This window comes from Paenibacillus sp. YIM B09110 (assembly GCF_037167145.1).
In the GTDB taxonomy this organism is placed as follows: Bacteria; Bacillota; Bacilli; order Paenibacillales; family Paenibacillaceae; genus Pristimantibacillus.
Window position 1 is genome coordinate 32,868 of the sequence record NZ_JBANSP010000014.1, and the last position, 20,909, is coordinate 53,776.

13 protein-coding genes and 1 riboswitch are annotated in these 20,909 nt (G+C 46.9%); of the genes, 5 read left to right on the plus strand and 8 right to left on the minus strand.

Annotation, left to right across the window (positions count from 1 at the left end; translation table 11 throughout):
* Positions 1 to 53: 53 nt before the first annotated feature.
* The 4 genes from V8F51_RS19750 to V8F51_RS19765 all read right to left on the minus strand — a co-directional run bounded on the left by V8F51_RS19750 (position 54) and on the right by V8F51_RS19765 (position 6,513).
* Positions 54 to 938: a carbohydrate ABC transporter permease gene (locus V8F51_RS19750; RefSeq protein ID WP_337102125.1), complete on the minus strand. Its 885-nt coding sequence runs from the start codon at positions 936 to 938 to the stop codon at positions 54 to 56.
* Between the two features lie 12 nt (positions 939 to 950).
* Positions 951 to 1,913, minus strand: coding sequence for an ABC transporter permease (locus V8F51_RS19755; protein WP_442956464.1), 963 nt, complete (start codon positions 1,911 to 1,913; stop codon positions 951 to 953).
* Positions 1,914 to 2,113: 200 nt separating this feature from the next.
* Complete coding sequence (locus V8F51_RS19760; protein ID WP_337102126.1) at positions 2,114 to 3,667, minus strand: ABC transporter substrate-binding protein; 1,554 nt, start codon at positions 3,665 to 3,667, stop codon at positions 2,114 to 2,116.
* Between the two features lie 209 nt (positions 3,668 to 3,876).
* Positions 3,877 to 6,513, minus strand: a complete 2,637-nt coding sequence (locus tag V8F51_RS19765) for a glycosylhydrolase-like jelly roll fold domain-containing protein (protein ID WP_337102127.1) — start codon at positions 6,511 to 6,513, stop codon at positions 3,877 to 3,879.
* Between the two features lie 189 nt (positions 6,514 to 6,702).
* Between V8F51_RS19765 and V8F51_RS19770 the strand changes: the two genes are divergently transcribed.
* Positions 6,703 to 6,930 carry a hypothetical protein gene (locus tag V8F51_RS19770; protein ID WP_337102128.1) on the plus strand — a complete coding sequence of 76 codons (228 nt, stop codon included), beginning with the start codon at positions 6,703 to 6,705 and terminating at the stop codon, positions 6,928 to 6,930.
* Positions 6,931 to 6,996: 66 nt separating this feature from the next.
* Here V8F51_RS19770 and V8F51_RS19775 read toward each other — a convergent pair whose 3' ends face one another.
* Complete coding sequence (locus tag V8F51_RS19775; RefSeq protein ID WP_337102130.1) at positions 6,997 to 8,034, minus strand: glycoside hydrolase family 88/105 protein; 1,038 nt, start codon at positions 8,032 to 8,034, stop codon at positions 6,997 to 6,999.
* Positions 8,035 to 8,202: 168 nt separating this feature from the next.
* Here V8F51_RS19775 and V8F51_RS19780 point away from each other — a divergent pair, with 168 nt between their 5' ends.
* The 4 genes from V8F51_RS19780 (at position 8,203) to V8F51_RS19795 (ending at position 11,043) form a co-directional block, all read left to right on the plus strand.
* The gene (locus V8F51_RS19780) at positions 8,203 to 9,063 is read left to right on the plus strand and encodes a helix-turn-helix transcriptional regulator (RefSeq protein WP_337102131.1); all 861 of its coding nucleotides are present in this window, start codon (positions 8,203 to 8,205) and stop codon (positions 9,061 to 9,063) included.
* A gap of 114 nt (positions 9,064 to 9,177) precedes the next feature.
* Positions 9,178 to 10,032 (plus strand): ABC transporter ATP-binding protein, encoded by an 855-nt coding sequence (locus V8F51_RS19785; protein WP_337102132.1) that lies wholly within the window; start codon positions 9,178 to 9,180, stop codon positions 10,030 to 10,032.
* Positions 10,025 to 10,678 carry an ABC-2 transporter permease gene (locus V8F51_RS19790; protein ID WP_337102133.1) on the plus strand — a complete coding sequence of 218 codons (654 nt, stop codon included), beginning with the start codon at positions 10,025 to 10,027 and terminating at the stop codon, positions 10,676 to 10,678. Before V8F51_RS19785 ends, V8F51_RS19790 begins: the two co-directional genes overlap by 8 nt.
* Complete coding sequence (locus tag V8F51_RS19795; protein ID WP_337102134.1) at positions 10,678 to 11,043, plus strand: GntR family transcriptional regulator; 366 nt, start codon at positions 10,678 to 10,680, stop codon at positions 11,041 to 11,043. The genes V8F51_RS19790 and V8F51_RS19795 overlap by 1 nt, the downstream gene beginning before the upstream one ends.
* A 64-nt stretch (positions 11,044 to 11,107) precedes the next feature.
* Here the strand turns inward: V8F51_RS19795 and V8F51_RS19800 are convergent, their stop codons facing one another.
* From V8F51_RS19800 to V8F51_RS19810, 3 genes are all read right to left on the minus strand, one after another.
* Positions 11,108 to 13,165: an AraC family transcriptional regulator gene (locus V8F51_RS19800; protein WP_337102135.1), complete on the minus strand. Its 2,058-nt coding sequence runs from the start codon at positions 13,163 to 13,165 to the stop codon at positions 11,108 to 11,110.
* A gap of 455 nt (positions 13,166 to 13,620) precedes the next feature.
* Positions 13,621 to 19,416: an S-layer homology domain-containing protein gene (locus V8F51_RS19805; protein WP_337102137.1), complete on the minus strand. Its 5,796-nt coding sequence runs from the start codon at positions 19,414 to 19,416 to the stop codon at positions 13,621 to 13,623.
* Positions 19,417 to 19,567: 151 nt separating this feature from the next.
* Positions 19,568 to 19,752: riboswitch (cobalamin riboswitch) on the minus strand.
* 268 nt (positions 19,753 to 20,020) lie between these two features.
* The gene (locus tag V8F51_RS19810) at positions 20,021 to 20,908 is read right to left on the minus strand and encodes a carbohydrate ABC transporter permease (RefSeq protein WP_337102139.1); all 888 of its coding nucleotides are present in this window, start codon (positions 20,906 to 20,908) and stop codon (positions 20,021 to 20,023) included.
* Position 20,909 lies beyond the last annotated feature (1 nt).

Consider the following 20,909-nt stretch of genomic DNA (forward strand, 5'->3'; position numbering starts at 1 on the left):
CATAACTGTAACTTCCAGTTATGGCGCAAACGGACGTATGGAAAGGCTACGGTTTAGCCTTTTACGGCCCCAATCATAATTCCTTTAATGAAATACTTCTGGAAGAACGGGTATGCAACCAGAATAGGAAGCACCCCGATGACCGCAATCGCCATTTTCACCGAATCGCTCGGCATTTGCTGCATAGCGTCACCGGCGTTAGCGGCCAGGTTGCCCTGAATAAATTGAACGTCCTGCATGATACGATTCAGTAAATTCTGAATGCTATAGAATTCCGGCTTCGTGATATAAATCATCCCGTTCTGCCAATCATTCCAATACATGATGCTCGTGAACAGTCCGATTGTCGCCAATAAAGGCGTCGAGAGCGGGAGCACCACCGACCATAATACTCGGTATTCGTTCGCCCCGTCCAACTGAGACGATTCAATAAGCGCCGGCGGAATAGTCGTCTGGAAGAACGTACGCATCAGCATGACATAGAATCCATTCGTCAGCAGGCCAGGCAGAATCAAGGCCCAGATTGTATTCTTAATGTCAAACAACTGCGTATACACCAGATAGGATGGCACGAGACCGCCATTGAACAGCATCGTAAAGAAGACCAGAAACATAATTAGATTGCGGTTCGGCGTTTCTTTCCTGGATAACGGATAGGCAAGAAGTGTCGTAATGGATACACCGACTATTGTACCGATGACCGTAATAAATATCGTGACTCCATAAGCCCGTGCAATATCCGATCCCCTCTCGTACAGATAGGTGTATGCTGCTGTGCTGAATTGTTGCGGGATGAACGAGTACCCGCTCGCAATTATAGCATCCTGATCCGTCAGAGAAGCGGAAATAAGCAATATAAACGGGATGATACACACCGCGGCGAACAGGAACATCGCGATATAACTGAACCAAGTCAAGCCTCTGCTTTCATTCTTCATCATTATGTCTCCTTAGAACAGCGCGTTGTCTTTGCTAAAGCGTCTTACCACATAGTTAGCAAGCATGACTAGAATTAAGCCGACAATCGATTGGTAGACGCCAGCCGCAGTGGACATTCCGATATCGCCCGAGCCCGTGAGTCCCCTAAATACGTAGGTATCGATTGTCGCCGTCGTCTCGAACAGCGATCCCGAGTTCATTGGTACCTGATAGAATAATCCAAAGTCGGAGTAGAAGATACGCCCTACGGAGAGCAGCGTCAGCATAATAATAACCGGTGCCAGAATCGGCAGCGTAATATGGCGAATCTGCTTCAATCGGCTTGCTCCGTCGAGCCTCGCGGCTTCATAGTACTCCTCGTCAATGCCGAGGAGCGCGGCGAAGAATACGATACTGGAATAGCCGACTGCTTTCCAGAAATGCACCAACGTAAGAATGACGGGCCAGTATTTCTGTTCGTTATACCATAGGATGCCGTCTTCGATTCCGAACATCGGAAGAATCGTCTTGTTCAAGAAGCCCACATCTGCGCTGAGCAAGGCGTAGACCAGATAACTGACGATAACCATGGAGATGAGATGCGGCAGCGTAATAAGACTTTGAAAGGCCTTTAAGAACACCTTATTCTTGATCTCGTTGAGCAGGATCGCTGTGGCCAGTGACAACACGGTACCCACGATAATAAACACGACATTATACATAATCGTATTTCGAGTAATGATGTACGCGTCTGAGGTCTTGAATAGATACTCGAAGTTTTTGAGTCCGACCCAGTCGCTTTGCAGGATGCCTTTGGCGAAATTCACATCCTTAAAGGCGATGACGATGCCCGCCATAGGTAGATAGTTATTGATCAGCATGTACAGAATACCGGGAATCATCATAATTACTAGCGGCAAATATTTACGATATCCCGACTTCTTTTTTGTCTTTCGTGTGTGATTCCCTTCGGCGTGCATTGCAGCTTGTGCCATAAAGCGACTCCCTTCCATGTCCTGAACTTGTGTGCCTATTCTCATTATAAAAGCTCTGTTTGTGCGGAACTAACAGTATAACGGCAACATTACTTGTCCTTTTCCGGCATTCTATTAGAGGTCTCTGTGTATTGAAAAAAGGGTATAACCCCCGGTAAGATCAGGGGGCTATACCCTTTTTGGATTAAGGTCACGCAGTATTACTTAGCGGCCCATGCATCCAACTGCTTCTGTTTCTCTGCCATATATTTCTCTAGACCTGCTGCCTTAAGTTTATCGTTGAATTCGTTCAGCTTCTTATCTGGATTCACCGAACCCGTTTCTAATACTTTGGCATATTGCTCCAATACGTTCCGGATTGATACCCCTTCATTCTTCACAGGTGTTTCATCAAATACGAAACCAAGCGCTTTGGAAGGGGTAGTCCGTTTGACAAACTCATCTTCTAAGTTTCTTATATCCGGGTTATCCGTCTTCGACAAGAAAGTCATTCTCTGATTAAACATCCAATCGAAACTTACTAAGTTGTAGCCAACCGTACTTGCGTCCAGACCTTCCGGGTAATCGGCTTGCGTGTCTGAGACTTTAACATAGTGCTTGCCCTCGATGCCCCATACGAGCAGGTTAGCAATATCCTTATCCGAATAAATGAGATTGAGGAACATCATGGTCCGCTCCGGATTTTTGGATTGCTGGGCAATCGTCCATAATCCAGTCATGACATTGCCTGTCTTGGAATAAGGCGGAACCAGTTCAACCTTTTCAAGCTCAAAGCCCGTCTCAAGCTCGAGACTCTCTTCTTGACCTGGAGAACTCGGATAGAATCCACTGAAGGTACGGCCAGCCTTAAGCTGTCCATTGACAACTACGGTTGTCGTTGCCGCATCTTTATTAATGTAACCCGCTTCGAACCAATTGTGTACTCGCTTCAACTGTGCGGCATATTCTGGAGCTTCGAACAAGTTAGCGATTTGCAATCCATTATCGTAGCCTGGAAGGACACCGATTCTGTCGCCTAAATCATCATAGTCGATAAACGATGTCACCGGTCCGAGGCCTGGACTTACACCAAGCGGAATAAGGTTTGGTTCCTTCTCCTTAATTGTTTTTAGAACGTTTCCTACATCGTCTATCGTTTTGATGGAGGCAACATCGATTTGATATTTGTCGACAAGATCTTTACGCATGAAGTAGTCTACACCTTTGGCAAAGGTATCGACAATCGGGGTTCCGTAGAGCTTCCCGTTAATTTGAGGAACATTTACATACTGATCGCCGACAGCCTCAACGATTCCTTGCCCATACTCTTTCAGAAGATCATCGATTGGCATTAATTTCCCGGATGCCGCGGATGAGCTGTACATCCCACCGCTTCCGAAGATAAAGGAAAGGTCCAGCTTCTCGCCACTGGAATACATCAGGTTCATTTGCTGAGCATACGCACCAACGCTGATTGGCAGGATGTCGATAGTGGTATTAATTTTTGCTTTCGTAATTTTGTTAAGCTCAGCTTCCACTTCAGCCAAGTCCTTCGGTTCTGCACTGAAAATCGGAAAAGACATCGTTAGCTCATAAGGCTCCAACGTTGCTTGATCTGCAGCATTGTTTGATGATTGCTCGGTATTGCCAGCGGCTTGTCCTGCATTCGTTTCGTTAGCTGCATTATTGCCATTGTTGCCAGAACATGAAGCAAGCAATGCTGTGGTTAGTGATACGACTGCCAGCAGTGTGACTACCTTCGATTTTTTTCTCATATTCTCCCCCTGCAATGTGTTTGTTTGGTTACAAATAAAGTATAGCAAGCGCTTCCATGCCCAACTAACACTATTACGGCAACATGAGTAGCATAATTACGGCATTTCAAGGTGAAACGGCTGTCCCGTCCTTTGGCGGTGCAGCGCGTTTCATTCCGGAGAAATATAGGCGTCAGAATATCAGTGAAACAATATACTCCTATATTTCATTACGCTTCAATTAAGCGGACAGGCCCGAGCAAGCCGCTCGGCTCCAGCGACGCAAGCCGGGAGAAGTAATCCGGCGTTTCCTTGACAAGCGTATTGGTCACTTCAATCGCTAACGAATTGTTACCATTATTGACTAGTTCCGTTATATCAAACTGATAGGGAGCGGAGATGCGTACACCGGCGGATGCGCCATTCACGAATACCTCTGCGGTTTCAAATGCTTCACCGATATCAATGAGAAGTCGCTTGCCCGGTCTCGGCGACCACAGGAGACCCCTCTCATACTTAAACGTTCCCGAGAAAGACGGCAACAGCTCAGATCGGCTTAAATCGTCGAGTTGATCGATCTCTCTCCAAGGCGTAAACCCAGGGTATTGTTCCGAGGTTGCCGTCGAGACAGCCCATGGGCCATCAATAGACATGACCGATTTATTGCTGGCAGTCGGTTCATGAACATCAATCCCCGCATCAATCCCCGCAATTTCATTTGCTGTAATGACAACTACCGTTTCAAAAGGAAGCAATTTTAACTTCAGCACCGAGCCGTTCTCCTCAGTAAAGCTGCCGGATTGTCGAAGCTTATTATCGTAGGCGTCGTATAGGAGCACCATTCCTGTGGCCGGCAGAACGACCTCTGTATCGATTTCACGGTATGGATGTTCGTTAAAGAACATAAACACATCCATGTCCGAGTGTTTCGTGTGGTAGCAGCGCAGGTAAGGCTGGCTGTCTCTCACCTGGATATCGTAAAACCTCGACTGCATAAGTCTGTTTGCCAGCGACTCGAGCGGCACGGTCTCGATCTGTTCAGACGCGGTCAGGCGAGCAATCGCTTCGACAGCTTCCCCTTCACTGCTGCGTACTGGGAGACCATCGACGAAAAAGATCGGAAGTTCCTGTTCAGCCATCTCAAGGAGGCGGGACAGTACGTTCACCGGAAGCGCCTCGCTATATGGCACGATCAAGCAATCATAGCTCTCGTCCTGCTGGATCAGCTTGCCGTTCCGAATTGCAGTTCCATCAACAATCGTATCGCATGGCAACACATCGCAGTCGATCTGATTTCTCATCAGTTCCTTCATCGGTTTCTGGAAAAGCATAGCCTCACCGGACCATTCGGCTTCTGCGTGATACAATACCGCAGCCGTCGCAACATGTGTTCCGCCAGACAAGAGATGGCTCATTCGATTCGTATAGGCATTCAAGTGCTTATAGTAACGGAACTGCGGATTTTTGCCTCGGGCATACAGATGCGGAGGACAATCCCTGTCCGGATAATCTTTCGGCGAGAAGGCGTGAGGAACAAAGTAGTTGACGCCCCTTACCAGCATATGGTCGGTCAACCACTTCATTAGCTTCAGCCCTTCCGACCAGCCATAAGCGCCGAACACCTCGGCCATTGTGCGTCCTTTCTTTTTGGGATCGATGTGAGCCAACGAAACAGCCATTTTCGCCATGCCGTAGTTATAAAACTCCGAATCGAGCTCCCCGAAGATTCCTTTCGCAGGCGTTTCGTCATATCCGGGCTTTAATTGCCAGAGCACAACATCTACACCCGACATATCCTGCCCGCCAAGCGCGCGGAAAAAATGGCCTGCACCGGATCCTAGTCTGGCATGGACGTTATTGTCTTCGAGTACATGCCCGATATACTCAACCCCCCGCTCCCTGCACCAGTTGCCGAGTTGGTTCGTGAAGTTTTCCGCGTATAGCTTGCTCACGAGGTTCATGTATGCGTAACGCAATTTTGACATATTGTCCTGACCTTGGTGCCATAACAGGGGCAGGTATTGAAGATATTCGCTGCCCAGATCTCGTTCCATGAGCGTGTGCATTTCCTCACTCCACGGAAGCGCCACATACAGCTTACCCAATCCAGAGTTAAAGTCGAACGTATCCTTATCGTTATAAAAGCCAGGCTCGTCCGAGAAGAAACCGGCCAATGTTTTGCCGAAATCATCACGATAGCGGTCGTAGAACGCTTCATAAACCGTATCGATCAGAACGCGTACGGAATCCGCAACGAGGTAATTGACGTAATCGCGCTTTTCAGGATCACCGCCATGCTCCGTTTCGATAATCGAGAAGATCCGCCAGTGCCCCTTGGGGATGTCCCAGTATAATCTGCCGTTATCCAATTCCTTCGACACATCCACGGTTTCGTCCGTCAGCTCACCTGTTACGGAATCGCGCTTCACTGCGATAACGGCGACCAGTTTCCCGCCGCCGCCATATCCGGGCACAAAAGGCATCGGCGAAACGAGAAAAGAAGAATGAGTACGCGGCCCTATAACATCGAGATGGCTCTCTGTTAAGTACAGCCTGCGAAGCTCTTTCGGAGCATCCTTCAATCTTCCCGCAGCATGACCTGTCGGAAAATGGTCGTCATCCAGTATCCATACTCGCATACCGCGGGCTCGAGCCTCTTCCATAATGACATCCATATCCGCCCACCACTTGGGGCCCAAATAATCCGGATGCGGCCTTGCCTCCACGCAGACTGCACCAATACCTGACTCGTGGATACGGGTTATTTCTTCTCGCAGTACGCTTTCTTCTTCCCCATGCTGCCAGAAGAAGGGCAAAATATAGTTGTCTTCTTTTCCTGTCAAAACGTCATGTAACCTCGATGTCATAGTTAGATCACTCCCTAGTATGCCAAGTATATCCTGTATACATTGTAGCCCTTGGAAGTTTAGTCATTCTATCACTATTGCGGCATATTTAATAGCGCTTTTCCGGCATTGGCAAAGCATATACTCCCACTCCTATAATTTCAAAAAAACCTCCTGCCATGCTTTCATTCGAAAGCATGGCAAGAGGTTTTGAATCAATGGTTATTCTTCACGATTTTGCGTCCCGTGCTTTTCTTGACGATCCGCAGCATCGTAAATTACATTATGACGCAGTCGCTTCAAATCGATCTTCCCTTCACGAACTTCCGCCGCGTTGACAACACGAACAAGGTGATGGGGAGTAATGTCGTCCTTCGAAAATGGTTGGTCGCACTTCCATTTTACCAAGAAACGGTTTCTTTTTGTTTTACAAAATGAAGAAGGGGCGTCCCTAAGTCATTTATGACTTTTGAGACACCCTCTTGTTGTTAAATCATACTAATACTAAATCTTGCTGACTACTTCCCTATTCTGAAGCAAGGCTACCAGGTAAGCCAAAGTCAATCCTTGGCCCCAGCCTTGCACTCTCTTCTTGGAGATGACTTTATAATCCTCTGAACTATACATGACCGCCGTGCCTGCAGATACGTTGCGGACCGAACCGTCTTCATCAATGTTGGCCAATATCCCTTTATAAGCTTTGGCCATATAGTCTTGATGAAGAGGATGCGCATACGATACCAGCGCGGCAGCAATACCGGCGGAAGCGGAAGTTTCCTCGTAGGAAGTGTCGTCATTCAATACCGTACGCCACAGACCGTCTGGTGATTGCAGTCTGGCTAGCGAGCTTAATTGATCGCCAAGCGCACCGCCGATCTGCATCCACATCGGCATGAAGGGATTCAACATTTTGTAAGACTGTGCCATCGTATAAGCGGCCCATGCATTAGCTCTGCCCCAGTAAATGCCGGACAGATGATCTTGCCTCACGTTATCCCAAGCGTGATAGAATAAATTCGTCTTCGAGTCCTGCAAATATTCTTCATGCCAGTAAAATTGATTAAGCGCATCGTCAATGTATTCCTTTTTGTCTAGTTTGAATCCTAGGCGAAGCAGGAAATAAGCAGCCATGAACAGCGTGTCCGCCCACGCCTGCTCCGGAAAATCATTTTTGGACGATACCGTATGCTGGAACACGCCATTCCCGAATCGGATCGCTTCCTTGCTTAAATATTCGGCTTTCATCAAAGCCAGATCCAGATACTTCTTGTCTCCCGTGGCTTCATGCAGGGTCAGCATCGTATGGCCCATGGCACAAGCATTAACCATCATTGGCGGCAGACCAAGCTCCAAATATTCGTCCACCCATTTGACTAGAAAATCGATGTATTCTTGATTCCCCGTTACTTCCCATGCTTTGCATATCCCGTAATAAGCTACCCCGCATGACCAATTCCAAGTGAAATCCATGTTCATGGTTCGGCGAACTACACGGTCAATAAGTTCTTTTACTTCCGCTTCGTTGCATTCGAATTTGCGCATATCATCTATTCCTCCATATCCTCTCTCTTGTCGAAAACGGATTCTCATGCTTTAAGATTAACATGAAGATAGGAGTGATTTCTCCGCATTTATACACATCTATTCTCCAAACCCCGCAAATATTGATATAATTAAAACAGTCTAACGCCAATGAAAGGAGCTTTCCATATGACTGTTCAAACGCTTCCCGACACGCTGCTTCTCGGCTCAATAAACGAACCATTGTGGATCGAATTCGACCGGAGATTCGGCCATCATTCCATGACGAACACCCACTACCATAAGTCGTACGAAATTTATTATTTATACAGCGGAGAAAGGAACTTCTTTATCGGAGACTCCGTCCACCATGTTCACCCTGGCGATATAGTGCTCATCGACTCCGACGTCGTCCACAAAACGTCAGGGCTTAGCGAGCCCAATCACGTACGGGTCGTTCTTCATTTCGGTGAAGCCTTCTTTAATGGCATTTCGCAGGAGGATATAGATCTGCTTTTGGCCCCATTCCATGATGGTCATCCGCTAATCAGACTGAACCTGCAAGAACGGATGCACGTGGAAGAGCTGCTTGGTTCGCTGTTGACCGAACTTAACGAGCACCCCCCAGGCTATCAACTGCATATCCGGAACATGGCTATTGAATTAATGCTGTTCACCACTCGCCACATTCGGAAGCGCAAGACATTGCCTAATATTGAGCTTACACCCGTCCAGCAGAAAGTAACGGATATTATCCGCCACATTAATCTGCACTACCGTGAACCGCTCCATTTGGACGACATTGCCAACCATTTTTATATTAGCAAAGGCCACTTGTGCCGTGTCTTCAAGGAAGTCACAGGCTTTGGCTTTACCCAATACATCAACATTACCAGGGTCAAAGAAGCCGAAAACTTGCTGCGCGAAACAAACTGGAGCATTACTCAGGTGTCGGAACACTGCGGATTCGAGAACTTCTCCCACTTCGGCAGAGTGTTCAAAAAGCTGTCTGGCCTGTCTCCCCGTACGTATAGGAAAGAACGACCCTGATCGGTCGGTCTAAATATAGTATGGGCATTTTAAAAGTAATTATTTGACATCATCAACGCCTCAATGTTATATTGTGCATACACAACATACACAATTATGGAGCGGAGGTACGATATGCTGGCCTTAGAGATCAAAGCTTTAAACAAAAAGTATGAGCATTTTCAATTGAAAGACGTATCTTTTCAACTGGAAAAGGGTTACATTATGGGCTTTATCGGAGCCAATGGCGCAGGAAAAACAACCACTATCAAATCCATGCTGAACTTGACTCGCATGGATAGCGGCGAGATTCGTATTTTGGGCAAAGATTTGATCAAACACGAAGTCGAACTAAAACAAGATATCGGCTCGGCGTTTGGGGATATCGACTTCTATACGCGCAGCAAAATCAAAACGTTAACGAACGTAATCAAAAAGTTCTACCGCAATTGGGACGATCAAGCTTATCACAACTATTTAAAAAAATTTAATTTGAACGAAAACAAAAAAATAGCCGAGCTATCCACCGGTATGAAAGTGAAATACAACTTGGCCTTAGCTTTATCGCACGGCGCCAAAATTCTTATCCTGGATGAGCCTACGAGCGGACTTGATCCGGTTGCAAGAGATAATCTGCTGGATATTTTTCAGGAGCTGGTCGAAGATGGAGAAATTACTATCCTGTTCTCCACCCATATCACTTCCGACTTGGAAAAGTGCGCGGATTATATTACTTATATCCATAACGGACAAATTATTAACAGCTCCGAGAAAGAGCAATTCATCGACACCTATCGTCTGGTGAACGGGAGCAAAGAGCAATTGGATTCGATCAAGGACAACTTGATTTCCTATAAGAAAAATTCATTCGGCTTTACTGGCTTAATCCATACAAGCGATTTCGATTCCTCATCGGATATCAAATCAACCGCGCCTAATCTCGAGGAGATCATGATCTACTTCTCGAAAAAGGAGGATAATAATGTATAACTTACTGATGAAAGAAATGAAGTTAGGCGTAAGTCCGTTCTTTTATGTAATGCCTTTTTTGACAGGCGCTTTAATGTTAATTCCCGCTTGGTTGTATTTCCTAGTCGTCCTTTACTTTTGCTTCATTACGATACCGAATATGTTTGCAGGCTACAAAACGCAAAACGATCTCATCTTTACGAGCATACTGCCTGTAACCAAAAATGACATGGTAAAAGCAAGGGTATCCGTTATTGTCATTATGGAGTTGCTGCACATTGTAGTGGCCATGATATTTGGCTTCATCAGTATCCGCTTATATCCGAATTTGATCTACTATTTCTTCCAGCCCTCGTTAGGATTCTGGGGACTATGCTTCGTCATGGTTGCGATCTTCAACATCATCTTTATATCCATGTATTATAAAACAGCCTACAAATACGGCGCTGCGTCGATTGTATCCATTACGGCTGCCATTTTATTCGCCATAGGGGCGGAGTGGCTCGGCATACAAAATTCGTTCGTGCATGAGCTTTTCAAAGGAACCGGTGCCGATAACCTCGCTCTTCAATTTGGAATCCTGATCACGGGCATCGCCATATTCGCGATTTGTACGTTTATCGCTTATCGTATTGCCATTAAACGGTTTGAGAAAGTGGAAATCTAATGAACATAGCTATATCGAACACCTCTGAGAAGCCTATTTATCAGCAGCTTTTTGAACAAATCAGCGCACAAATCCTGAAGGGCGAACTAGAAAACGGATATAGCTTGCCTCCTATACGCCAAGCGGCCACGGAGCTTCGCGTCAGTATCATTACCGTCAAAAAAGCATGGGAGGAGCTCGAACGGCTTGATTTGATATACACCGTTACCGGCAAAGGTTGTTTTGTTACCGAGCTCTCCCCCGATGAAATGCTCCAAAAACGCAATGATATGATTCTTAAGCAAATGGTCGTCGACACCTCGTATTACAAATCCTTTGGGCTTACTATTGAGGAAGTTTTTGAGCTTTTGAAGAAAATTTATTGATTATAAAACTTCAAAAAAAAAAATCGTTAGCCGATTGGCTAACGATTGCGATCATGTTGATGTATTATTCCTTTGCGTTCCCTGTCAGGGCTTGCACAACATCGTCAATTTTCATGCTATCGGAGATAGGACCGCTGAGCATCCAATGTCTGGCCGATACATAGTGCACCTGACCTTGTTTCACGGCAGGAATTGCTTGCCACACTTGCAACTGTTCGACCTGCTTGGCGGCCTCAACCTGTTTCTGAAAATCGCTCTCTACGGAACCGGAGTAACCCGCCGTCACGAACAAATAATCGGGGTTCAACTCCGGAAGCATTTCCATGGATAACGTAAATCCCCAATCCTCTTCCGTCTTCTCCTGGAAGCCGGCAACGCTGCTGGAGGCTTTCAACCCCAACTCGTTATATAACACGCCGCCGTAAGCAAACGTAGGGAAAAACAAATCGACTTCTTTCTCGGATGGACGGAGCAAGGCAACCGTTTTATCCGTTCCGACCGCTTGACTAATCGTCTCGCGGGCCTGCTTCAGCTTATCATCGTAAGCTTGAATGATCTCGTTCGCTTTCTCTTCGCGGTTAATCGCCTTGGCTATTTCGACGATTGACGTTCTCCAATCGTCCCGCTCGTAGGCAAGAGTCGGAGCAATTTGGGATAGCTTCTCGTATCCCGCCTGGTCGACGTATCCATTAATGATAAAAATCAAATCCGGTTCTGCGGCCAGTATAGCTTCATAATTAGGAGTAGCCGGAGAGTATATGACAGGAATGTTCTTATCCTGAAGCGTATCGTACAGATAGTCTCCTTCCGTTGCGCCCGCTTGCACGAGAGGCGCTTCCAGCGACAGGAGCATATCCTCGAGTCCTACGCTGACGATTTTCTTAGGCTCCATGGGAATTTCCACATCTCCCAATACGGTTGTAACGACCTTCGTTCTGGACTCCGCCTCTGCGGCGACAGCGGTGGAAACCGGCACCTGGGTTGGGCTTACTAGCGAAGCTCCATTATTGGAATTGGATGTACCGGTTGAGCATGCCCCCATCAATAGAGTCAAGCATACGAGCAGAATGGCAACTGTTGAAAATTTTGCTTTGTTGTACATAACGGATTTCCCTTCTCTCAAATATAGATAACGATTATCGTTATCAATATATCTTCTCTGTCTGCGGGAAACAATGGACAATCTTTTGGATACAACAGCATTATCTTTTACTGTCATGCCAACCGTTGCCGAAGATCTGAATTTCCCCGGCGACATTCCTTTTTCTTTTCTGAAAAGCCGGCTAAAATAATTAACGTCAGCATATCCCACGCTGGCAGCGATTTCGTGCAACGCCGCATCGGTTGTCCATAGAAGCTGAGTCGCCTTGGTCATGCGAACTTGAATCAAGTAAGCGATCGGACTAAGCCCCATCTTCCGCTTGAATTGAATCGATAAGTGGGAAGCACTATAGCTCAGGCCTTCAGACAGCGATTCCAAGGTAACTGGCGTTGCATAATATTCATGAATATAACTCACAGCCTGATCGACCAGCTCTGGTTTATGCGTACTCACTCCTTGGACCTGCAATTGGCTGAGCAACTGATGCACGAATTGATAGAAAGACACCTTTACTTGAAAACGGCCCAAAGAACCCGGCTGCCTCCAGCCCTGGTCCATCTCTGCAATCTTATTTATGAGTGAAATCGGATGCTGAGGCGCAAAACCGTAATGGATATGGAACGGACGATTCCGCTCCAGCATGCTTACGATTTCCATACGGCTTGGCACAGGTATCTTCCCATTATAGAAGATCATATAGTACTCGAATTCCCCGCCCGTCGGCAGTATGTCCAGCGACAATCCCTTTCCGCCGTGCAGCACATGAAAGCCCTCCGGTACGTACTTCTCCCCGTCGAGCACGATTTGCGCACCGCCTCGCATCGAACACAAGAAACAACTGGCAGGCAGACAGTACAACCGAAGCTCGTCTCCTTGCCGAATACGAGAATGGCGAACATCAAGGACTTTAATAGATGCAATGTTCCATAATTGTATATGCTCATCCAGGTTCATAAAATCAACTCGATTCTCATCACCGCAACGATCCGCCGCGATATACTTTTGGAGAAGCTTTTTCAAAAATAGTAAACGATAACCATTCTCACTGTCAACCTAGTAAACCTACTATAGTGTATTTATTTGGAGCGAATGTTTTGCGTTCATCCAGAGTAACTGGACGAAAAGGCCGGCAATTGTTATACTTGCCGGAGTAGACAGGCCTATTTCGTCCAGAAACAGGGGGCAAGAGATGAGAAGATATAATTTTATAAGACCGCTAATCTTGATAGTAACCGCGCTATTGACGAAAAGTCTGGTTACTAATCTTTGCATGTTGTTTAGTTTAGAGCAGGAAATAGCGTCCAACTTGGGATTCGTCGCCATGATTGCAGTCGCACTTATCATCTATACCCGCATGATGAAAAAACGCCGCAAATAGAATAAAGTGCTTGGCATTATACAAAAAACCCAGTACCGGTGCGGTACTGGGTTTTTTACCATTCGATTCTCACAAATTTCCGAATCTCTTTCGCACCTTAACTCTTGCTGTATAGATACGCTCTCATCGCAACAACGATAGCCATCTCTCTGGTTGCTACGCCCTTCGGTTTGAATTGATCAGCGTTACCAATCATAATTTTTAACGCGGAGATATCCGTAATCGATCCCTGTGCCCATGACGCAATTTGGTCGCTGTCTTGATAGACAACGCTGGATTGAACCGGCTCCCGCTTCAACGCTCTTGCAATCATGACCGCCATTTCTTCTCTTGTGATCGTTTCATTCGGCAGAAATTGATCCTTGTAACCGGTCACTATTCCGGCTGCAAAGACCGCCTTAACGTACGGATAGTACCATTTTGTCGACTCTACGTCAGAGAAAGGATTGGCTGTCTCCCCATCTGTTTGAATATTAAAGAGTTCGACGATCAACTTGGCGAACTCAGCTCTGGTAATCTCGTCTTTTGGATTCAGTTTGCCGTTATACCCTTGAATAAAACCTTTCTCTGTTGCTTCCAAAACGAGATCGGAAGCCCAAGCGGATACGTTTGCGCTATCCGCATAGAAGTCTGCCAAAACCTTTGGCTCCTTCTCGGGTTCTTCCGTGCCTGGCTCAACCTCGCCTTCGCCTTCGTCCGTATCCGGGTCTTCTTCCCATCCTGAACCACAATTGCCCAAATCTTTACCTAAATTGGTCGTATAGCGCCACTGTACTTTATCGCCCTGTTTCAACTTATACAAACTTGCGCCGTAATTCGGGCAAACATTATTGACGCTGTACATCCAACCGCTGCCACTGCCATGATCAAATTCTCCATCGTCCGCTATAGACTCGACATAAACGCTGTTGTATTTATCGGAGAAAGAGTATTCATAAGCGATACTGCGGCTCTCTAGTTCTCTCTTCAACACATCCCAGACCGATTCGCCCGGAGTAAATTCAACCGTCGTTGGCGACAATACATACCCTTTATTAATCGTTAGCTTGTCGATCGATAACCGGATCGTTCCTTTTGCAGGTTCTGGACCGCCATCCCCACCGGTTTTATCCTTAACCGAATAGACGACGTAGTCTGTAAAGTGATCCGTTTTGACAATGAGATCACTTCCGATTTCATACGCGTACTCATGCTTGCCGCTCGCCAGCCCTTCCTGGTCGCTAGCGAATTTTTGAATCCGGGTAAGCTGGCCATTTTCGATAAATGCGGCCTCTTTGCCCTTCATGCCTTCGAACGTGAACTTCACGTATCCATTCGTAAACTGGATTGATCCGTTTCCGCCGATCGTAAAAAATTCGTGAACGCTGTCTAATTGTTTATTCGAATCCATTACGCCGGTCAAGCTCGACTTAAGCGCTGTATCGTTTTTATTATTGGACGTAATCAGTTCGAGCGTTTGATTCGAATCGCCATTCATGGTAATCCCTTGAGGGAATTCGGCCGTGACGCCACCTCTCGAGATAGACAGATTTGGCAGCGCCGCATTGGCGGGCAAATCGATGAATGTTTTCGACAGCACGGAATCGGGCAGTTCAATGGATACCTGCTTCTCGTGATCCGATTCTTTGACGTATATCGTATAGTCCTTGCCATCATTAGCAATAACGATAGGCTGGCCGTCTTCTGGAAGGTGCACCGTACCGGACGGTTCCGGAACCTCAATGACGACATCCGTCATATCATACAGACTGGTGTCTTCGTTCAGATAACGGGCATAGGCAACAAGGGCATAAGCGGCCTGGTCGGTTGCCATTCCATCCACGTTGCCGCCTTTCGGATGAACGAACCCGCCGGTCGGCGCCGCATAGCTCAGCATGTTTTCGACTGCGGAATGGCCGTTTTTGTTGAACCTCTTATCCGTATGCGGATCAATTCCCAGACTCGTTAAAGCAACGATGACTTGGGCTACGCTTTGGACATTTTCTTCGCCGTTGCTCGAGTACCCGCCAACCTCGTTCTGAACGGAAGACAGCCACAAGAGCGCGCGATCTACAGCCGCTTTAACCTCTTCTTGCTCCTCGTAATAAGGGGCTAGAGCTTGTATCGCCATTCCGGTTATGTCCGGATCGGCAGTATCCGACAAGGACCAGCCCCCACCGGCAATTTCATTATCGATAATATAGTTAATCAGCTTGTCGCGCGTTGTTGGATTCGCAATCCCATTTTGTACGGGGATGTCATATTGATGGCTGTCGAGCGCAATCAGCGCAAAGATTGGGCCGTTAATTCCTTGCTTGGTCACGTAATTAAAGTCGGCTAACGCAGCGCCGATATCATAACCAGCCACAGCATGGATGTCTTTGCCGATTGCCGTAAGACCTAGAATCAGTCTGGAATGCTCCGTACCCTTGGAGGCATGCAGCTTTCCTGAAGGCATTAAGCTTTGGACTGCACGAACCACATTGTTGTAGTAAGTGGCGTAATAGTCTTCCGGAACCTCATAATTCGCGCGGGCAAGAGCAAGAACGCTCCATTCTCCGTCACTCGTACCAAATGTAGGATTGCTTACAGCGTTCGCCAAATATGCCAAATGCTTATCGAGCTGTTCGTTTACAAGAACGGCTACTTTTTTCGAACCCGGCTGCTTGGCGCTGTTATACGAGTCGATCCCTTGATTAAGCGCGAGCACCTTGGCATCGACATGATCTTGGTTGGTATTTTCGTCGGCAATTAAAGATTGGGCGGACTCAATAAGCTGCGCCAGTTGGCTGTGCACTTCTTCCGTTACCCAATAGTCGCTTTGCAGAATATCGCTACCGTCTGTGCTCGAGGAGACGGCCCCAAGCTGTTCCTTGGCATTATCAACGGCAAGCTGCAAAGCAGACTTATCCGCCTCTTTCACTATGACGATCTTAGGGAAAATACTGTAGTATCCTTCTCTAGTCCCCGCCGTAAAATTAGGATTGGCCCCTACTACCGGATTAATATTGCGATGATCGCCGATAGGACTGCCGAAGAAGCCCAATTTAATATAACCATCATTAAGGCTGTAGCCGCCTATCCAATCCTGCGGTACCTGGAACTCCACGCTATTAGCCTGTGTCGTAATATTGTACTGTCTCACAAGACCGGAGACTAATGCCTGATTCGGTCCTGCCAGAAAGTTGAGCTGCGCGTTAAAATTATAAATACCAGATAGCTTGTTAGCTGGGAACGATAACCCTCCCAATACGACTTTGACTCGGTCCCCGGGACCAATTTCTTTCCCCGGACGAGTTATATTGTCGATGGTCACTGCCAGCGGTCTTGCCGTCATAACCTGATATTCGGCCTGACCATCTCTTTCAATCTTGACAATGTTTCTGCCTTCCGTCAGCAGCACGCTGAACGATCCGTTAGGATTCTCGGTCACATCCTCAGAGGAGAATGTACCGTCTCCATAGGAGACGGTTCCCGCATCATGATTGATTTCAGGTCGAATAACACTGACATCGCTTCCCTCGGAAGGAGTAAATGAGTAGATAGCTCCAGGCTCCGTATCGATGTAGTAGACGCTGTCGATATCCGCATCGAATGCGCCGTTTTGAAGGTTCATGACTGCATTGCCTGTCTTGCCCTCATTAGCCTTCTGGTTAAGTGCCTTGTTGCTCTCGATGCCAGTGACAATGTCCGTCTCGCCTTGACCAACCGTGACAACGAACAAGCCGACATTTTCCGGCCAAATGGCGCTAAAAGCATCATCCGGTTTCGTAATATAAGAAGATCCGTTTACCTTAAGGGCATCATAAGTCACTTTAACAATCGCCGTTCCGCTTTCTTTCGCTGTGATTGTTGAATAGCTGCCCGGCTCGCCTTCTTCGATATCTATGACGTCGCTGCCAGAAATGATTTCATAATGGAAGTCCGGTTCAAAGAAGTAGTTGCTGATTCCTTCAATTAAGGCCTGCCAGCTCCGCAAGGTTAATAGCTTGAACTCGTCTCCCGGCGCCGATAGCTTTAAGTGATTTTGTTCATTAATATTGAGATAAATATTCCCTTCGAAATAGGTGCCCCGGTTCAATATCGAATTCGGCGACAAAACATTTAATTGTTGTTCCGTAATTGCCATGGCTGCATTCGCGGCGGTCGCTTTAAACGTTCCCGTATTCGTCAGCTTGCCTTCCTGGCTGACCCGGTAATTATACTCCTGGTTGTCCATCAGCTTGTAGCTTGACACACGATTGCCGTCCTGATATATCGTTTCCAAAGGCTCGACCTGTTCAAACGATACAAAATGCTTGATTTTTCGGCCCACAAAAGGCGTAGCTTCCTCCGGTACCGTAAGAGTAATGATTCGCGCTAGAGGAATCGCTCCGGTAACCGATTGTGCTGAAGTGGATATCGTAACCGTGACGTTGTTACTAAGCGCCATGTAACCTGCAGTCACTCGGGCTTCGCTTGGCTCAAAAGAATAAAAATACGTATTTCCCGTAATAACAAGTACGGGATATTGGCCTGCAGCCGTCTTCGTCCCCAAATGTAGAGAGGTGTCGCTTGGACTGTCCTGACCGATCTTTACCGTATAATCGACATCGACATTCCATCCCGCATTATTGGCTTTAAGGTTTAATTGACGGAATTGAAAGGCCTGTTCCGCCTGCGTCGTTACCGTCAACTTGCCTCCGCCAATGCTGTTTCCGCTAGCGTCAATCCCTTTGTAGCGATAGTCGCCTGCAGGCAAGGAAGCAGTATATACTTTATAAGTGCCCTCTACGCCCTCGCCGATATCCACAAGCTGATCTTTGGAATTATAAATCTCTAACTTCGTTGTTTTTGGCGCTGCTGTAAACGTAACATTAAATGCAGGCTGCGAGACTTCTTCCCATAAGCCTTGTTTTTTGGCTTCATTGAAGGCCGTTTGAGCTTGATCAAGCGCCAATACCTTTGCATCCACTTCTTCTTGCGACGCATTGGAATCAACGACTAGCTGTTGAGCCGATACAATGACTTCGACCAATGAGTCGAGCTCAGCTTGAACAACCCAATATTCCGATGTGCTTACATCGGATCCGTCTAAACTTACCTTAACGGATGCTTTGTTCAACTCTGCCGCTTCAATGGAAGCTGTCAATTCAGCCGTATTCAGTTCTTCGCTCTCGCCTAACGCTTCTACCAATTGATTCAGTGCATCGTCTACAACGGATTGGCTGCTTTCCATATCCGTGAGCGCGTCATAAGCGTTATCATACGCTAATTGAACTGCATCATCTTCAAGAATTTCTGTTTTTTCCGTGCTGCTGTTAATCTCCGCTACTTTTTCGGTTAATGCATCCTTGTCGGCAGTATCAATAAGATTACCGCCGGCTCCCAGGTCCGCTCCCAATCCGTAGACGGTAAATTGCCAACGAACGACATCGCCGTTTTCAACAAGGGTTTCAGAAGACCCGACATTCGGGAAGGCATCATTGACCGCATACATCCATCCCGATTGGTTGAAGTAATCAAATTCGCCTAACCAATCCGTATTCGCCCGTTCGCCGATATTCGCCGCTCCACCAATGGCTTGCACGATATAAGAAGGAATATCGATTTCTCCGGCGCCCGGATCGTATACGCTGGACAAATAGAATTTGTCCTCTACGCTGCCGCCATGATCGTAGCCTCCTTCTCCCAATAGCTCTGAAATAACGGCTGCCGCATTGTCCCCTTCTTGAAAAGGAACACGTACCGGCTCAACGATATAGCCTTGTCCCAATGTGAATTTCTCGACAGCTACCGTCACATATCCATCGATACCCTCGGTATTTGAACTTTCTCCCGCCGCCATCGCAGTTACGGGGCCGAATAACGAAAACACCATCAGTAAGGTTAAGCATAAGGCCATGCATTTCTTTCCTGCTTTTTGAAGCAACATAATCCATCTCCTACAACTTGATTTATTTTTGTGAAACAAAAAAACACCTCTCACTAGTCATTGTGAAAGGTGTTTGACAAACGGACATAAGGGCATACCAATGCCCGAATAAATGCACAGTTAAACATCTCTCCTTTCATCCTCGTGAAATCGTAGAATAAAGTAAATGGCATGTATCCTGGCTTTGCTTCATCGCATGGCTAGCTCCTTCCCGTATACAAATACAGTGGAAACACGTTAGCATGCTCAGCGTTACAGTGGCGGGACCGCGTCAGATTTGCACTGATCTTCCATTTTAAGCTGTGTAAACACAGCACCAATTTACCTAAGTATATGAAGTTGTAGGTGAATACTGCGTGCGTACTGACTATTCCTCCTTGTAATTGCCATCAACTTGCTAGATTCTACGAAGATTGTGCTCATTGAAGAATAACCCATTTAGGAAAGGAGTGCAATCGTTAGTTAGTTAGCCACAATAACACGATAGTAGGAGCGTTCATTTGCAAGCAACCGCTTCTTTCTCTCTTAAATTGAGAAAGAAGGGAATGAGCACAGGACTACACTGGCTCATTCCCTTGCTTTTTTCACATTGACGGCGCACGCTTTACTCCTTCACTGCGCCTAGCATAATACCGGATACGAAGTATTTTTGCAGGAATGGATATACGATCAGCATCGGCACCATAGCGATAAACACCTTCGCCGAATTCAGCGTCCGGTTAGACAGCTCCGACAGCTTCTTGTATTGTTCTGGGGTTAGATTCGTGCCAACCGGAATGTTGACGACAAGCTGCTGGATATAGGTTTGGAGCGGATATTTAGCGGAAGTGTTCATGAGCACCAATCCGTTAAAGAACTCGTTCCAGTGATATACGCTAAGGAACAACGCAACTGCGGCAAGTACGGGAATAGCGCATGGGATATACACCCGGAACAGGACTGACCAAGGACCGGCTCCGTCGACTACGGCCGCCTCATGCAGCTCCTTCGGCAGATTGCGGAAGAAGTTCATGATCAGAATGACGTCGAATACGGGCACTCCACCGCCAAGCACCAACGCCCAGATCGTATCGATCAAATGATAGTTTTGAATCGTGAGATACCAAGGAATCAATCCCCCGTTAAACAGCATGCAGAACACAAGCACCCACATGAACGTATTGCGCATTTTGAAATCCTTCTTGGGCCTTGCCAGAGGATAAGCCATTAATACCGTCATCAGCAAGGCGAATCCCGTACCGAGCACGGTGCGCTGAATGGAAATCCAGAACGCGTTAAAGAATAGGCTGTCGCTTATAATCTCCTTGTACGACGCCAAGGAAAAGCCGATAGGAAAAATCGTAACCAAACCCGCATTGGCGGCCGCTTTCTCGGAGATCGATACACAAAAGGTGTACCAAAGCGGGTATATGCAGCTGACGAGCAGAAGACCGAGGACGACGATATTGGCAATCTCAAACGTCCGTGAGCCTACCGTTATATTTCTGACCAAT

Excerpts from the sequence above, each read along its gene's own strand:
- V8F51_RS19780 (WP_337102131.1), top strand. The coding sequence starts at position 8,203 with ATGACTGTTCAAACGCTTCCCGACACGCTGCTTCTCGGCTCAATAAAC.
- V8F51_RS19775 (WP_337102130.1), bottom strand. The coding sequence starts at position 8,034 with ATGCGCAAATTCGAATGCAACGAAGCGGAAGTAAAAGAACTTATTGAC.
- V8F51_RS19755 (WP_442956464.1), bottom strand. The coding sequence starts at position 1,913 with ATGGCACAAGCTGCAATGCACGCCGAAGGGAATCACACACGAAAGACA.
- V8F51_RS19790 (WP_337102133.1), top strand. The coding sequence starts at position 10,025 with ATGTATAACTTACTGATGAAAGAAATGAAGTTAGGCGTAAGTCCGTTC.
- V8F51_RS19805 (WP_337102137.1), bottom strand. The coding sequence starts at position 19,416 with ATGTTGCTTCAAAAAGCAGGAAAGAAATGCATGGCCTTATGCTTAACC.
- V8F51_RS19750 (WP_337102125.1), bottom strand. The coding sequence starts at position 938 with ATGAAGAATGAAAGCAGAGGCTTGACTTGGTTCAGTTATATCGCGATG.
- V8F51_RS19785 (WP_337102132.1), top strand. The coding sequence starts at position 9,178 with ATGCTGGCCTTAGAGATCAAAGCTTTAAACAAAAAGTATGAGCATTTT.
- V8F51_RS19795 (WP_337102134.1), top strand. The coding sequence starts at position 10,678 with ATGAACATAGCTATATCGAACACCTCTGAGAAGCCTATTTATCAGCAG.
- V8F51_RS19760 (WP_337102126.1), bottom strand. The coding sequence starts at position 3,667 with ATGAGAAAAAAATCGAAGGTAGTCACACTGCTGGCAGTCGTATCACTA.
- V8F51_RS19765 (WP_337102127.1), bottom strand. The coding sequence starts at position 6,513 with ATGACATCGAGGTTACATGACGTTTTGACAGGAAAAGAAGACAACTAT.